General features: G+C 69.9%; 15 protein-coding genes. 9 read left to right on the forward strand and 6 right to left on the reverse strand.

All coding sequences use genetic code 11. The features are described from left to right. The first annotated feature begins 8 nt into the window (after positions 1–8). Complete coding sequence (locus ACTXG6_RS27840) at positions 9–932, forward strand: pyridoxamine 5'-phosphate oxidase family protein (RefSeq protein WP_445182345.1); 924 nt, start codon at positions 9–11, stop codon at positions 930–932. 395 nt (positions 933–1,327) lie between these two features. Here the strand turns inward: ACTXG6_RS27840 and ACTXG6_RS27845 are convergent, their stop codons facing one another. Next, a complete protein-coding gene (locus ACTXG6_RS27845; RefSeq protein WP_445182346.1) occupies positions 1,328–1,594 on the reverse strand; it encodes a hypothetical protein in 267 nt (88 codons plus the stop codon). A 123-nt stretch (positions 1,595–1,717) separates the two neighbouring features. Here ACTXG6_RS27845 and ACTXG6_RS27850 point away from each other — a divergent pair, with 123 nt between their 5' ends. The 6 genes from ACTXG6_RS27850 (at position 1,718) to ACTXG6_RS27875 (ending at position 6,738) form a co-directional block, all read left to right on the forward strand. Continuing rightward, positions 1,718–2,812 (forward strand): ABC transporter ATP-binding protein, encoded by a 1,095-nt coding sequence (locus ACTXG6_RS27850; protein WP_445182347.1) that lies wholly within the window; start codon positions 1,718–1,720, stop codon positions 2,810–2,812. Continuing rightward, the gene (locus ACTXG6_RS27855) at positions 2,812–3,546 is read left to right on the forward strand and encodes an ABC transporter permease (protein WP_445182348.1); all 735 of its coding nucleotides are present in this window, start codon (positions 2,812–2,814) and stop codon (positions 3,544–3,546) included. The genes ACTXG6_RS27850 and ACTXG6_RS27855 overlap by 1 nt, the downstream gene beginning before the upstream one ends. Further along, positions 3,543–4,262, forward strand: a complete 720-nt coding sequence (locus ACTXG6_RS27860) for an ABC transporter permease (protein WP_445182349.1) — start codon at positions 3,543–3,545, stop codon at positions 4,260–4,262. Before ACTXG6_RS27855 ends, ACTXG6_RS27860 begins: the two co-directional genes overlap by 4 nt. Before the next feature lie 15 nt (positions 4,263–4,277). Next, a complete protein-coding gene (locus ACTXG6_RS27865; protein WP_445182350.1) occupies positions 4,278–5,306 on the forward strand; it encodes an ABC transporter substrate-binding protein in 1,029 nt (342 codons plus the stop codon). A 99-nt stretch (positions 5,307–5,405) separates the two neighbouring features. Continuing rightward, the gene (locus tag ACTXG6_RS27870; RefSeq protein WP_445182351.1) at positions 5,406–6,275 is read left to right on the forward strand and encodes a metallophosphoesterase family protein; all 870 of its coding nucleotides are present in this window, start codon (positions 5,406–5,408) and stop codon (positions 6,273–6,275) included. Between the two features lie 46 nt (positions 6,276–6,321). Beyond that, complete coding sequence (locus tag ACTXG6_RS27875) at positions 6,322–6,738, forward strand: cupin domain-containing protein (protein ID WP_445182352.1); 417 nt, start codon at positions 6,322–6,324, stop codon at positions 6,736–6,738. 99 nt (positions 6,739–6,837) lie between these two features. On the opposite strand, the gene ACTXG6_RS27880 is transcribed toward ACTXG6_RS27875, so the two are convergent. The 4 genes from ACTXG6_RS27880 to ACTXG6_RS27895 all read right to left on the reverse strand — a co-directional run bounded on the left by ACTXG6_RS27880 (position 6,838) and on the right by ACTXG6_RS27895 (position 9,765). Continuing rightward, positions 6,838–7,665: an IniB N-terminal domain-containing protein gene (locus tag ACTXG6_RS27880; RefSeq protein ID WP_445182353.1), complete on the reverse strand. Its 828-nt coding sequence runs from the start codon at positions 7,663–7,665 to the stop codon at positions 6,838–6,840. A gap of 227 nt (positions 7,666–7,892) precedes the next feature. Further along, positions 7,893–8,615 carry a M24 family metallopeptidase gene (locus ACTXG6_RS27885; RefSeq protein WP_445182354.1) on the reverse strand — a complete coding sequence of 241 codons (723 nt, stop codon included), beginning with the start codon at positions 8,613–8,615 and terminating at the stop codon, positions 7,893–7,895. A 63-nt stretch (positions 8,616–8,678) separates the two neighbouring features. After that, the gene (locus ACTXG6_RS27890) at positions 8,679–8,987 is read right to left on the reverse strand and encodes a hypothetical protein (RefSeq protein WP_445182355.1); all 309 of its coding nucleotides are present in this window, start codon (positions 8,985–8,987) and stop codon (positions 8,679–8,681) included. 277 nt (positions 8,988–9,264) lie between these two features. Next, positions 9,265–9,765, reverse strand: coding sequence for a MarR family winged helix-turn-helix transcriptional regulator (locus ACTXG6_RS27895; RefSeq protein WP_445182356.1), 501 nt, complete (start codon positions 9,763–9,765; stop codon positions 9,265–9,267). Positions 9,766–10,106: 341 nt separating this feature from the next. Here ACTXG6_RS27895 and ACTXG6_RS27900 point away from each other — a divergent pair, with 341 nt between their 5' ends. Both ACTXG6_RS27900 and ACTXG6_RS27905 read left to right on the forward strand, forming a co-directional pair. Then, positions 10,107–10,925, forward strand: a complete 819-nt coding sequence (locus tag ACTXG6_RS27900; RefSeq protein ID WP_445182357.1) for a YcnI family copper-binding membrane protein — start codon at positions 10,107–10,109, stop codon at positions 10,923–10,925. A 333-nt stretch (positions 10,926–11,258) separates the two neighbouring features. Next, positions 11,259–12,209 carry a hypothetical protein gene (locus ACTXG6_RS27905; RefSeq protein WP_445182358.1) on the forward strand — a complete coding sequence of 317 codons (951 nt, stop codon included), beginning with the start codon at positions 11,259–11,261 and terminating at the stop codon, positions 12,207–12,209. A 266-nt stretch (positions 12,210–12,475) separates the two neighbouring features. Here ACTXG6_RS27905 and ACTXG6_RS27910 read toward each other — a convergent pair whose 3' ends face one another. Beyond that, positions 12,476–13,201 carry a GntR family transcriptional regulator gene (locus tag ACTXG6_RS27910; protein WP_445182359.1) on the reverse strand — a complete coding sequence of 242 codons (726 nt, stop codon included), beginning with the start codon at positions 13,199–13,201 and terminating at the stop codon, positions 12,476–12,478. Between the last annotated feature and the right edge of the window lie 120 nt (positions 13,202–13,321).

Below are 13,321 nucleotides of genomic sequence, written 5' to 3' on the forward strand. Positions count from 1 at the left end.
AAGGTGCGGTGATCAGCGTCTTTCACCCCGGTGAGCTCGCCGCACAGGCAAAGGCCGGACTGAGCGCCGAGGCCGAGCGCGTCGGCGGCATAGTCCGCACCACCGTGCCGCCGGCCGCGGCCGACTTTCTCACCGAACAGTCGATGCTGGTCATCGGCGGCGGCGACGAACAGGGCCGGGTGTGGGCCTCGCTACTCACCGGCGCGCCGGGCTTCCTTCGCGCCGGCGCGGTGGCCGCCGGCGACGTCGGGGATCCAGCTGTCGTGGACATCGCGGCACATCCGCTGCCCAGCGACCCGCTCGCGGCCGCGCTCGCCCACGAGACCCGGATCGGGGCCATCGCCATCGACCCGAGCACCCGGCGACGGATGCGGATCAACGGCCTCGCCGGCCCGACCGCCGCCGGCCTGCGCCTGACCGCCGAGCAGGTCTACTCGAACTGCCCGAAGTACATCCAGCGGCGCGACCTGGAGTCGGTGCGGCCGGACGGGCCCGGGAGGGTTGCCACCGTGCACAACACGTTCGACGCCGCCGCACGACAGATGATCATCGAGGCGGACACTTTCTTCATCGCCACCGTCTCGGCCACCGGTGACTACGACGCCTCGCACCGCGGCGGCAACCCGGGCTTCGTCACCATCGACCGGGACGGCACGCTGATCTGGCCGGACTACCGGGGCAACGCGATGATGATGACCCTGGGCAACCTCGAGCAGAACCCCGCCGCCGGCCTGCTCTTCGTCGACTGGTCGACCGGCACGACGTTGCAGCTCACCGGCACGGCGCGAGTCGAATGGGGTCATCCGGAGCGACCGATCCGGTTCAGCATCGCGGCCGTTCACCGTACCGAGCTGGCCAGCCCACTGAGTTGGAGCGAGCCCGAGTACTCCCGGTTCAACCCGTCCGGCGGAGCACCATTTGCCGGGCGATAAACCCATTGCGGCGCGCGAACGGTCCGTATAAGGCGAGCAAAATAGTGAACTTGTTCACCGAGCCGAATAGCGACACGCCGTGGACACGCCGAGCGGAACGCCGGCCGGGCCGTCAACCGATCGTTGATCGTTTGTTTATGCGGCCCGAAGATCGGTGCTTCGACAGACCGTCCTAGAATTTCCCGCGATGTGCGCCGTACTCCGGCTGGGAGCCCTTCGGGTACGGCGCACATCGTGCTTTCCGCAAGATCAAGCACGCCACCATCAACCCCGCCCGCAGCCCACTGGCACGTGATGCCACCAGCCCGGACGCCCCCGCGGCGACAGGGCGCTCCCCCGCTAACCACGCGAAACCCGGCCCGGGAGCTGTGCGACATCCCGAATCACCCTGTGGTTCAGACGGTTGCGATGGAATGGCGCCGCGAGCCTATTGCCACAACGTCGCAAACCGCACGGACAGCCTCGCCAGTTCCGCCGAACACGTACGAATTCCCAACGGTGCGGATAGCATGGGAGTCCCGTCGCGGCGGTGGCGGCCGGAACCCGCCGCCGATCCGTTCCAGAACCGAGGCCAGCGCAAACAGACGGTCCTCGTCCCCGGCCCGCTCGAGATCGGTGTCCACCACCGCGTAGAGCAGGGAGCGCAGGGTCTTGACGCTCACCCGAACGGGGAGGCACAGTGTTGCGCACCAGAAGTGCAGTTTTGTATCACGCAACCGTATGGGTCAGCCAGCTTCGGCGTCGACTGGCCGGTGACAAGGCCCGCCAGCGAACCAGGAGGCAGGATGGCCCATCTCACCGGACCAGGCGGGCGCGACGCGAAGCTCCCGGGCATCGATCATGGAGCTGACCCGGCCGCCGTCGGTTTCGACCCGGAGCACGACCTGCTCGACGGGGCCGCCCACGGCGAGCGGCGGTCCGGCCTGGAGATCGAGTTCCGCAACGTCACCAAGCGCTACCCCGGGCAGGACCAACCCGCGATCACCGATCTGTCGCTGACCATCCCGGCCGGCACCATCTGCTGCCTGGTCGGACCGTCCGGTGGCGGCAAGACGACCGCGATGAAGCTGGTCAACCGCCTGATCGAGTTCAGCGACGGCGACATCCTGATCGGCGGTCGCAGTGTCCGCTCGGTCGACGTCACGACCCTGCGGCGGGACATCGGCTATGTGATCCAGCAGGTCGGCCTGTTCCCGCACATGACCATTGCCGGGAACATCGGCGTCGTGCCGACCCTGCTGGGCTGGTCGAAGGAGCGGATCCGCGACCGGGTCGCCGAGCTGCTGGACCTGGTCCGGCTGGACCGGAGCCTGGCCAAGCGGTACCCGGCGCAGCTGTCCGGCGGTCAGCAGCAGCGCATCGGGCTGGCCAGGGCGCTGGCGGTCGACCCGCCCGTGATGCTGATGGACGAGCCCTTCGGCGCGCTCGACCCGATCACCAGGGCCGCCGTGCAGGACGAGTTCCTGCGGCTCCAGGAGCAGATCAACAAGACGGTCATCTTCGTCACCCACGACATCGACGAGGCGATCCGGATGGGCGACTCGATCGCGGTGCTGCGCGAGGGCGGTGTCCTGGCACAGTTCGGCACCGCGGACGACCTGCTGGCGAACCCGGCCGACGACTACGTCGCCGACTTCGTGGGCGCCGACCGGGGCCTCAAGCGCCTGTCGCTGCGGCGGCTCGGCGAACTGGTGAACGGGCGGGACATCCCGGCCGGCGCGCCGACGGTCACCGCGGACACCTCGTTCCGGATCGGGCTGTCGGTGCTGTTCGCCACCAACGCCCCGGTCCTTGGCATCACCGACGACGCCGGTGCCCCGCTCTGCTCGGTCACGCTCGAGGAACTGCGCAGCGCGGTGGCCGCGGAGCCCGGTTCCTGATGGACCCGGTCGCGGTGCCAAGCCCGGCGCAGGGCCCGGTGATCCCCGACTTCGGCGGTGGCGGCTGTCCCAATGACGCCACCTTCTGCTGGAGCTGGGTACGCGAGAACTGGGGCAGCCAGCTCGTGCCCCACCTGGTGCAGCACATCTACATCACCGCGATCGCGGTGATGATCGGGCTGGTCATCTCGCTGGCCGCCGCGGTGCTCGCCTACCGGCTGAGTTGGTTCGAGAAGGGCTTCATGGCCTTCTCCACCGTGCTGTACACCATTCCGGCGCTGGCGTTCTTCCTGTTCTTCGTGCCGATCACCGGGCTGAGCCTGCTCACCGTGGAGATCGGGCTGGTCGGCTACACGTTCCTGCTGCTGTTCCGCAACACGCTGACCGGGCTGCGCTCGGTACCGCCGGGAGCGATGGCGGCCGCCGCCGGGATGGGGATGACGCCGAGGGAGATCTTCCTGCGGATCAACCTGCCGCTGGCCGTGCCGTCGATCATGGCCGGCGCCCGCATCGCGACCGTCACGGTGATCTCGCTGGCCACCATCGCGGCCGACGTCACGCCGCTCGGGCTCGGTGAGCTGATCTTCACCGCGCTGCACACCGTGTTCCGCACCGAGCTGATCGCGGCCGGCGCGCTGGCCATCCTGCTCGCGCTCGTCGCCGATGCGCTGCTGGTGCTGGCGCAGCGGGCAGCGACCCCGTGGATCCGCGTCCGGCGAGGGAGGACGGCATGAGCTTCTGGGCGCAGGTCGGGCAGTTCTTCGTGCACAACTACGCACTGCTGCTCAGCGAGGCCGGCCACCAGATCGTGCTGGCGCTGCTCGCCGTGTGCACCGCGACGGTGATCGCACTGCCGATCGGGGTGACGGTCGGGCACCTGCACCGCTGGTCGTTCCTGGCGATCAGCGGCGGGAACGCGCTGCGGGCACTGCCCACGCTGGCCATCGTCGCGGTCGGCATCGGCATCTACGGGCTCGGCTACGTCAACATCTGGGTGGCCCTGGTTGTACTGGCGCTGCCGCTGATCCTGACCAACACCTACGTCGCGGTGGACGGGGTCAGCCACGAGATGGTCGAGGCGGCCAGGGGCATGGGCATGAACGCCTGGCAGATCGTCACCCGGGTAGAGCTGCCCAGCGCGGTGCCGCTGATCATGGCCGGGATCCGCACCGCCACCGTCTACGTGATCGCCACCGCGTACCTGGCCGGTTTCGCCGGCAGTCCGGGGACGCTCGGCGACATCATCACCAACCCGGGCAGCTACCAACTGGCCGGGGTACTCGCCGCGTCCGTGGTCGCGGTGGCCCTCGCCTTCCTCGCCGAGCTGGTTCTCGGCGTCGCGCAGCGCGCCCTCACCCCGCGCGGGCTGAGCTACCTGCGCGACGACCACCACCCGACACCCGACGCCCCCGCCACGCCCACCACCACCGCCGCTTCAGCGGCCGCCTGAGGGAAGCGAGCCACCATGTCGAACCCAGTCCCCGGAGCCGTGCGCCGGCCAGCCCACCGAACCGCCGCGGTCGCCGCACTGGCTGTGTTGACCCTGGTGCTGGCCGGCTGCGGCGGCGGGGCGCCCGGTGGCGCGGCCGGATCGGGTGGCGGCGCGGCGGCGCCATCCAGCTCCGGCGCCGGGGTGGGGCTGCCCGCCGGCACGCCCGGTCAGGGCAAACCGGCGGTGACCGTGGGCGACAAGGACTTCTCCGAGGCGTTCCTGATCGGCGATCTCTACGAGCAGGCGCTGAAGGCCAAGGGATACACGGTCAACCTGAAGGCCAACGTGGGCGGCTCGGAGGTGATCGACAGCGCCTTCAAGGCCGGCCAGATCGACGTGTACCCCGAGTACACCGGCGAGATCCTCTCCAGCGTCGCCGGTGACCAGGGCCGCACCACCTCCGCCGAGGAGACCTGGCAGAAGGCGAAGGCGTTCGAGGAGGCCAACCGGGGTGCCACCCTGCTGCCGCAGACCCCGTTCCAGGACATCGACGTGGTGATCGTCAAGCCGGAGTTCGCCAGCGCCCACAACCTGAAGGCGATCGGTGACCTGAAGAACGTCGGCCCCGGCGGGCAGGGGGTCAGCTGGGCCGCGCAGCCGCCGGACAAGACCCGCTACGCCGGGCTCGTCGGCATGCAGCAGGCGTACGGGCTGACCAACGTGGCGTTCGTCGGCGTCGACGTCGGCGTCACCTACAGCGCGCTGGACACCGGCACGGTCAACTCCGCCGACGCGTTCTCCACCGACGGGCAGCTGACCACCAACAAGTACACGGTGCTGGACGACCCGGAGCACATCATGGGCTTCCAGCACGTCGCGCCGGTGGTCAAGCAGTCCGTGCTCGCCGCGCAGGGACCGGAGTTCGCGCAGACCCTGAACTGGGTGGACTCGCTGCTCACCCAACAGGCGATCCTGCAGATGAACGCGGCCATCCAGCTGAACCACGTGGACCCGGCCACCGTCGCCCAGAAGTTCCTCGCCGCCAACGGCCTCCAGTCCTGACCCGCCGCCCCCACCCGCACCCGCACCCGTCGGCGAGTCGGGGAATTAATCAGCGCGAGTCGGGGATTCTGTCAGGGTGAGTCGCGGAATTCAGCACAGGTGACGGCGAAGCTGCTGGCCACCAGCGACCTGCACGTCAACCGCAAGGACAACCGGCCCCTCGTCGAACAGCTCCGCCCGACCACCGACGAGGACTGGTTGATCGTCGCCGGGGATGTCGGCGACCGGATGGACGACATCGGCTGGGCGCTGGAGTTGCTGGCCGCGCGGTTCGCCAGGGTGGTGTGGGTGCCGGGCAACCACGAGCTGTGGACATCGCGCGCCGAACGGCACCCCGTACGCGGGGTGGCCCGCTACGAGCGCCTGGTCGAGCTGTGCCGCGGCCTCGGCGTGCACACCCCGGAGGACGAGTACTCGCGCTGGGAAGGCTCCGGCGGCCCGGTGCTCGTGGCCGCGCTGTTCGTGCTCTACGACTACTCGTTCCTGGCACCGGGGGCGGCGGACAAGGAGCAGTCACTGGAGATCGCGCGGGCGGCCCGGGTGGTCTGCAGCGACGAGATCCTGCTGGACCCCGACCCGTACCCGACCCGTGAGGACTGGTGCCGGGCCCGCGTCGCGGAGACCGAAAAGCGGCTGTCGGCGTGCGACCCGGCGGTACCGCTGGTGCTGGTGAACCACTGGCCGCTGTCCCGCGAGCCCACCCGGGTCCTGCGCCACCCCGAGTTCGCCCAGTGGTGCGGCACCGAGCTGACCGCCGACTGGCACACCCGGTTCCGCACCGCGGTGTCGGTCTACGGCCACCTGCACATCCCGAGGACGACCTGGCAGGACGGCGTGCGCTTCGAGGAGGTCTCGCTGGGCTACCCCCGCGAGTGGCGCCGGCGCAAACACTCCCCCGTGCTGCCGCGCACCATCCTGCCCGCACCGGGAGACCACGGCAGCCGGCCCACGCCGGTCGGGCACAACTGAGGACGCGACGCTTGCCCGGGCGGGCACCGGCGGGCACGCTGGGCGGGTGACCGCTGACCGCACCATCCGCTACGCCGGTGACGTGCTCACGGTGCTGGGCGAATGCGACGGCGTCGCGTTCGGGGAGCTGACCGTGCCGGCCGGGTTCGCCGGGCCGCCGCCGCACATCCACCACGGCTTCGACGAGGCCCTCTACGTCCTTTCCGGGTCGCTCACCATGGTGCGCGACCGCGACGAACCGGTGGAGGTCGCGGCCGGCGGACTCATCCTGGCGCCGCGCGGCATCCGGCACACCTTCGCCAACCCCACCGGCTCACCGGCCCGGGTGCTCGGCGTCTGGACCCCGGGCGGCGCACTCGAGTTCATGACCGAGATCGGGGCCGCGCTGCCTGCCGCCGGCCCACCCGACGCGGAGCTGCTCGCCGACATCTACCGGCGGCACAACAGCGAGATCGTGCTGTGACCTGACCTGACCTGCCTGACACGGAAGCGGCGGCCGGCTCCGCGCCCCGGGAGGCGCATACGGAACCGACCGCCGCGTAAAGCTGGTCGAGCGGGAACGTCAGTGGTGGACGTCCACGTCGTGGCTGTCGCTGTAGTCGTGGTGGTTGCCCGAGTTGACATCGTCGTGGCTGTCGCTGCTCGAGTGGTCCTCGTAGTTCGAGCGCGTGCTGTCGTCGTGCTCGCTCTGGTTCGCGTACTGGCCCGCGTCGCCGTGGCTACCGGCGGCGTTGACCGAGGTGTCGCCGGAGCCGGAGTTGTGCACCGACGTGCTGGTGTCGTTGTTCTCGTTGTGGCCGTAGGCGTTGCCGCCGATGGACAGCGAGCCGCCGTCGCCGAGGTTGGTGTGGCCGAGGTCGGCGTTGGTCGCGTCGCCGGAGCCGAAGGCGGTGGTGTTGCCGTCGCCGGTTACCGCGTGGTTGCCGTCGCCGACCACGTTGTGGTCGCCGGTGGTGACCGTGCTGTCCCGGATGTCGCCGCCGGCGGCCACCGCGCCGTCGCCGGACGCCACCACCGGGTCGTTGTCGATGGTCTGGTTGAAGTCGCCGCCACCGGTGTCGATGTTCTGGTGCACCGAGTCATCGATGTTGGTGTTGTGCTCTTCGATGGTGGTGTAGTTGTTCGTGATGTAGCTGCGCAGGTAGTTGGCGCCACCGTCGTTGTGCCCGTGGTCGTAGTCCCGCGGCGCCGGGTAGTGCGTGCCGTGGTCGGAGCGCGACGAGTTGTCGTCGTCCGCGATCAAGCACAGCGCGTCGTGCACGTCGCCCGAGGTCAGGTTGTCGAAGCCGTGGTCGGCGGCGTAGCCCTGCGGGTCGGCCTGGAAGTCGGCGCGTGCGTCGGGGTTGCGCAGCAGGCTCAGGATCCAGTCCAGCAGCGAGGTGTCGCTCATGTCGGTCAGCTCCTTCGGGTACGGGTGGTTGCACTCAGCCAGTTCGTCGGCGTTGAGACAAAACGTAGAGCCGAAGCGGCCTGCGGCAATCGGGGATCCCACCTGGTTCAGGGGGAACCGTAGCCAGGTACGCGGACCAGCCCGCCATTGGGGGTTTGGGGGATCATCCCCGCCCCCTAACGCGCCCGCCCGCTCGATCGAGTGACGGAGCGGGCCGCGGAGCAACCTCAGGCCGGGCCGTCACCGACCCGGCGCAGGGTGAGCAGCTGCTCGTAGAATCCGCCGATGGCGCGTTCCCGGTCGACCAGGTGCACCTCGAGGATCCAGTGACAGGCGCGGCCGACCTTGTCGGTACGTCGCATCGCACCGTCGCTACCAGGGGCGATGTAACTGTCGATGCGGTCGCCGTCCACCAGCTCGTGCGGGAACTCCCCGACCAGATGCCCGGAGTGCGGCCCGCCGAACTCCCAGCCAGCCGCCGCCGCGAGCTCGACCATGTGCGCGTAGAGCTCCGCGCCGGTGATCCCGGGCCGAGCCTCGAAGTAGTCCCGCCCGGCCGACCAGATGACGGACAGGTCATCGCGCAGCCGCAGCTTCACCGGGTCCTCGCCGAGCACGTAGGTGCGACCGAAGTCCGCCTCCCACTCGGCGAAGATCGGGCCGAAGTCGAGGAAGACGATGTCGTCGGTGCCGATCACCCGGTCCGGCGGGTTCTCCCGGTAGGGCTTGAGCGTGTTGGGGCCGGACCGCACGATGCGCTTGTGCCAGTGCCGCCGGGTGCCGAACAGGTCGGCGGCGAGGTCGCGCACCTGGTCGCTGACCACCGTCTCGGCGAGTCCCGGCTTGATGAGGCCGAGCCGCTCCACCTCGTCGAACAGCACGGCGGCCTTGCGCTCCGCGGCGACCAGGTTGCGCGCCCTGGCATCCTCGTCGATCGACGACTGGCTCAAGTGATCACCTCGGCGGGACTCGGGACGGCCGGACCCATTCGACAGTAGTTGCCGAGGACGCACCTAGCTGTCCGGATCTATGCCCTGCAGGCGGAGCGAGTCGTCGGTGTAGAACTGGCAGCCGTTCTTGACAATGCCCTGCTGGCAGTAGTCCCGTTGCTGCCTCTCGTTCGCGGTGAGCGGGCGTAGCCCCACGATCGGCCCCGGTGCGGCCGGTGCCGCCGCCGGCGCGCTCGGTGCCGCCGAGGTGACCGGCGCCGGCGCGGGCGCCTGTGCCGGTGCGTCATCCGAAGCCGCTGGGCTGTCGTTGCAGCCGGCCAGCAACGCGAGGACGCCGGCCACCAGGACCGGCGTCAGCTTTCTGTACTTCATGGCGTGCACGATATGGCGTGCCTAGGGGGTTTGATGTCACCGGCCGGCGGGCGGGGTGTCCGCCGACCGGTGACGCGGGGCGACGGCAGATATCGGATTCATCGGGTCAGGGGTCGGACCCTATTTCCCTGTCGTCCCAATCATCATCGCCGACCCACCAATGGCGTCTCATCCACTAAATGGGGTATTTTCCACCGAACAAATACACGATGGGAAAGACGAGAACGGCACGTATCTTGACAGTCGAGTTTCTCAGCCGCGAACTCTGGTGCGGGCACTAGTGCTCGGCGCCCGGGCCATCACCGGGGCGGCGCCCGGCCACCCGGTCCGCGAGGCTACCAGCCAGGGCGGCGCGGTCCCCCGCCTTGAGGTGCAGCGATTCGGCGATGCCGGCGAGCACCTGGGCCAACTCCTCGACGTGCCCCGGCTCGGCGGCCCGCACCGATGCCGCCACGTCATCGCTGAACATCTCGAACGCGGCCGACAGCATCGCCTCCCCCACGTCGGTCAACTGGATCAGCACGCTGCGCCGATCCACCGGGTGCCGGTGGCGTACCACCAGTTGGGCAGCTTCCAGGCGGTCCAGCATCGACGTGACGCTCGGCGAGGTGAGGCCGAGGCGCCGGGAGAGGTCGGACGGGGTGAGCGGGCCGTCCTGCCGTAGCTCGCCGAGCGCGGACGCCTCGGTGACCCCGACCCCCAGCGCTACCGCCATCGAGCGCCGATAGGTGTCCGCGGCAATCATCACCGCCCTCACCTGATTGGCCAGTTCCTGCATCAGTGCCTCGTTGGGTCGGGGGCCACGATGGTAGCTCGGTCACCGTGAATCACGGCGGTCGAATTATCCGGGTTTTCCATCTTCATCAAAATTGACCATCGCACGGCCCGCACCGGCGAAAATAATGAAAGAACGGCGGTACCGAATGGGGTAATTCGGGCCGGCGGATGGCGGAATGCCACGGGCCTCGACGCGACGGACTGACCTGTCGGCGATCGGCTGGCACGAGGTTCTCAGAATCCCCGTCCCGACCGAGCGGCCGGCCTACCGTCGGTGCGCTCCCCGCACGGCCGGCTCGCCCGCGCTCGCGGCCCGTCAGCCGCCCAAGACAAGGACTCATGATGACCGCTACACCTCCCCGGTGGTGGGCTCCGGCCCGCACCGCACTGGCACTCGGCGCCGCCCTACTGCTCACCGTGCTCGGTTCCGGCATGGCCGCCGCCCACGTCACCGCCCAACCCGGCTGGGCCACCCAGGGTGGGTACGCCATGGTGGCCTTGCGGGTGCCGTCGGAGTCGGACACCGCCGGCACGGTGAAGGTCGAGGTCACGCTGCCCGCCGAGCACCCGATCGCCGAGGTACTGACCACCCCGATGCCAGGTTGGACCGAGCGGATCACCAGGATCCCGGTCAACCCGCCGCTCCGGACCGACGACGGCACCGTCAACCAGGTGGTGCACACCATCAGCTGGACCGCGCAGTCCGGCAAGCGGCTGGAACCAGCGCAGTTCGCCGACTTCGACGTGTCGATGGGACCGCTGCCCGAGGGCGCCGACCAGCTCGTTCTTCCAGTCGTGCAGACCTACGACGACGGCACCGTGGTGCGCTGGGACCAGCCCCGGGCGGCTGATGGCGCCGAACCCGAGCACCCGGCGCCAACGCTGGCGCTGCGACCCGCGACCGGCGCCGGGCACGGCGGTGAGACCGCGGCGACGATGGCGGTCGGTGGCTCCGCCGAGGCCGCCGGCACCGGGGACACGGCCGCCCGCTGGCTGGGCGGCGCCGGGCTACTGTTCGGCGTGATCGCGCTGATCGTGGCGGCCGGCGTGGCCGGACGGACACGGCGGGTGCGGCAACGGCCGCTCAACCGGCACGGGCGGCCGCCCACCGCACCGGAACCCAGGGTCAGCACATCATCCGGGGGCCGGCGTAGTAGCTGAACTTGAGCGCGCACCGTCAACGCCGCCGGCCCGCACGCTACGTCGCGGGCCCCGGTGCGCCGGTCCCGACGAGGCCCCGCCCGGCACCCGGCTCAGCGGTTGCGCCAGGATGGTCGCGTTCCCTGCCGGCGACCGAGTCGCCGGAAATCCCCGGCCGTTGGACCCGTAGATGCCCCGAACGCACCAAGCTCCCACCCGCGGGGTGGCTGACCAGGGTGAACCAGTCCTTTTCCCCGTTGCGGATGGGGCTGGTGTGGTCATAGTTTCTGGTGTTATGGGGAACGCGATCATATCGACGGCATTGGACCCCGCTTCTGGAGGAGCTGACTAAGCATGGCCACATCGCTGCTGGACTGGATCTCGAACCTGCTGAACGACTCGGACGCCCGCAACGCGTTCGACAACGACCCGCGCGGGTACGCGTCGGAGCACGGGTTCCACAACCTGTCGGGCGGGGACGTGCACGACGCGCTGTCCCTGCTGGCGGACGACGACTCGTACTCCAACCACGGGCACCACTTCCCGGCGCCGCACGACTGGAACCACAACGACCACGATGGTGGCGCGCACTACCTGCGCAGCTACATCAACAACAACCACGAGTCGTTCGACCGCGGCGAGACCAACATCGACAACTCGGTGCACCAGGACATCGACACCGGCGGCCGCCGCGGCGGCGGCTGGGACCGCGACGACGACCGCCACGACGGCCGGGACCACGACGGCCGGGACTCGGACCGCAACGACGACCGCAACGACCGCGATGACCGGTTCGACCACGACCGAGGACACAACGGCGGCGACTTCCACCAGGTGATCGACAACGACCCGGTGGTCGCCTCCGGGCACGGTTCGGTGGCCGCCGGCGGCGACATCCGCGACAGCACCATCACCTCGGGCCACGGCAACGTGGTCGGCGACCACAACCAGGCCGTCACCGGTGACCACAACACCACCGCCTTCGGCTCCGGGGACGCCACCAACGCCAACCTCGGCCACACCAACGTCGGCGACGGCGGCGCGATCTCCATCGGTGGCGATGCGCACGGCAGCAACACCGACAACGACACCAACACCTCGGTGCACAACTCCGGGTCGGGCAGCACCTCGGTGAACGCCGCCGGCGACCACGGCAACGCGAACCAGTACGCCGACCAGCACGAGTCGGACAACAGCACGCACAGCAACTACGAGGACGACTCACGCACCGAGAGCCACGACGACTACAACTCGCACAACAGCAGTGACTACAACGACAGCCACGACGTGGACGTCCACCACTGACCTGGCCCAGCCGCACCACCTCGGCCGGCTCCGCACCCGATCACCACCGGGCGCGGAGCCGGCCGAGCTCGTTTGGCCGCCGCACCAGCACGGGGCGCCCGGACATCGCCGTTCCGCCGCCGCACACCCTCTCCGGTTGCCGCGCACCCACTGCGGTGGGTGCGCGGCAACGAAAGAGGGTGTGCGGCCCCGGGGCTCCGGCCCCGGGCCTCCGGCCCCGGGGCTCCGGCCCAGTGACTCCGGCCCAGTGACTCCGGCCCCGGGGCTCAGCGGTCGAGCGACATCTGCAGTTCGTAGCGGTCACCCCGGTACCAGGAGCGAGCGTGCTCGATGACCGAGTCGCCGCTGTAGGTGACCCGGTCGAACACCAGCACCGGGCGGGATGCGGGCAGCCCCAGGAGGGCCGCGATCTCCCGGCTGGCACCGATCGCGCCGACGGTCTGCTCGGCGCGGTCCAGGCCGCGGCCGAAGTGCTCGGTCAACGCCCGGTAGATGGACCGGGTCAGGTCCAGCTGGTCCAGCCCGGGCGCCAGCGCCGCGTTGTACCAGGCGTCGTCCACCGCGATCGGAATGCCGTCGGCCACCCGCAGCCGACGGATGTGGAAGCCTTCCGCCCGGCCGCCGGGTGCGAACAGCTCGGCGGTCCGGGCCGGCGGCTCGGCACGCTCGACAGACAGCAGCACGGTCGTGGGCTCCAGGCCCAGCCGGCGCATGTCCTCCTGGAACGAGGCCAGGTGCAGCCGGGAGCGCACGGTGCGCTCCGCGACGAAGGTGCCCTTGCCCCGGACCCGGACCAGCAGCCCCTCGCTGACCAGCTGGCCGATCGCCTCGCGCACGGTGATCCGGCTGACGCCGTGGTCGAGGCACAGCTGCCGCTCGCTGGGCAGCATGTCCCCCGGGGAGAGCTCGCGGGTGGCCAGCTCCGTCAGGATGGTGCGCAGCTGCTCGTGCTTGGGCACCACGCCGTCCACGATGCGCACGGGTTGCGCCATTCCCGACCTCCGCGCTGATCCGGTGTTAGTTCCCGTCCGGAACATCCTCGCATCTGGTCATGACCAGCGATACACAGAGTGTCACCGAATTTGGTCACACCTTGGATCGGACCGGACTCC

The organism is Pseudonocardia sp. Cha107L01, assembly GCF_052566575.1.

Coding starts and splice junctions, on each gene's coding strand:
- ACTXG6_RS27910 (WP_445182359.1), bottom strand. CDS start 13,201: ATGGCGCAACCCGTGCGCATCGTGGACGGCGTGGTGCCCAAGCACGAG.
- ACTXG6_RS27900 (WP_445182357.1), top strand. CDS start 10,107: ATGACCGCTACACCTCCCCGGTGGTGGGCTCCGGCCCGCACCGCACTG.
- ACTXG6_RS27860 (WP_445182349.1), top strand. CDS start 3,543: ATGAGCTTCTGGGCGCAGGTCGGGCAGTTCTTCGTGCACAACTACGCA.
- ACTXG6_RS27895 (WP_445182356.1), bottom strand. CDS start 9,765: ATGCAGGAACTGGCCAATCAGGTGAGGGCGGTGATGATTGCCGCGGAC.
- ACTXG6_RS27905 (WP_445182358.1), top strand. CDS start 11,259: ATGGCCACATCGCTGCTGGACTGGATCTCGAACCTGCTGAACGACTCG.
- ACTXG6_RS27855 (WP_445182348.1), top strand. CDS start 2,812: ATGGACCCGGTCGCGGTGCCAAGCCCGGCGCAGGGCCCGGTGATCCCC.
- ACTXG6_RS27850 (WP_445182347.1), top strand. CDS start 1,718: ATGGCCCATCTCACCGGACCAGGCGGGCGCGACGCGAAGCTCCCGGGC.
- ACTXG6_RS27880 (WP_445182353.1), bottom strand. CDS start 7,665: ATGAGCGACACCTCGCTGCTGGACTGGATCCTGAGCCTGCTGCGCAAC.
- ACTXG6_RS27865 (WP_445182350.1), top strand. CDS start 4,278: ATGTCGAACCCAGTCCCCGGAGCCGTGCGCCGGCCAGCCCACCGAACC.
- ACTXG6_RS27890 (WP_445182355.1), bottom strand. CDS start 8,987: ATGAAGTACAGAAAGCTGACGCCGGTCCTGGTGGCCGGCGTCCTCGCG.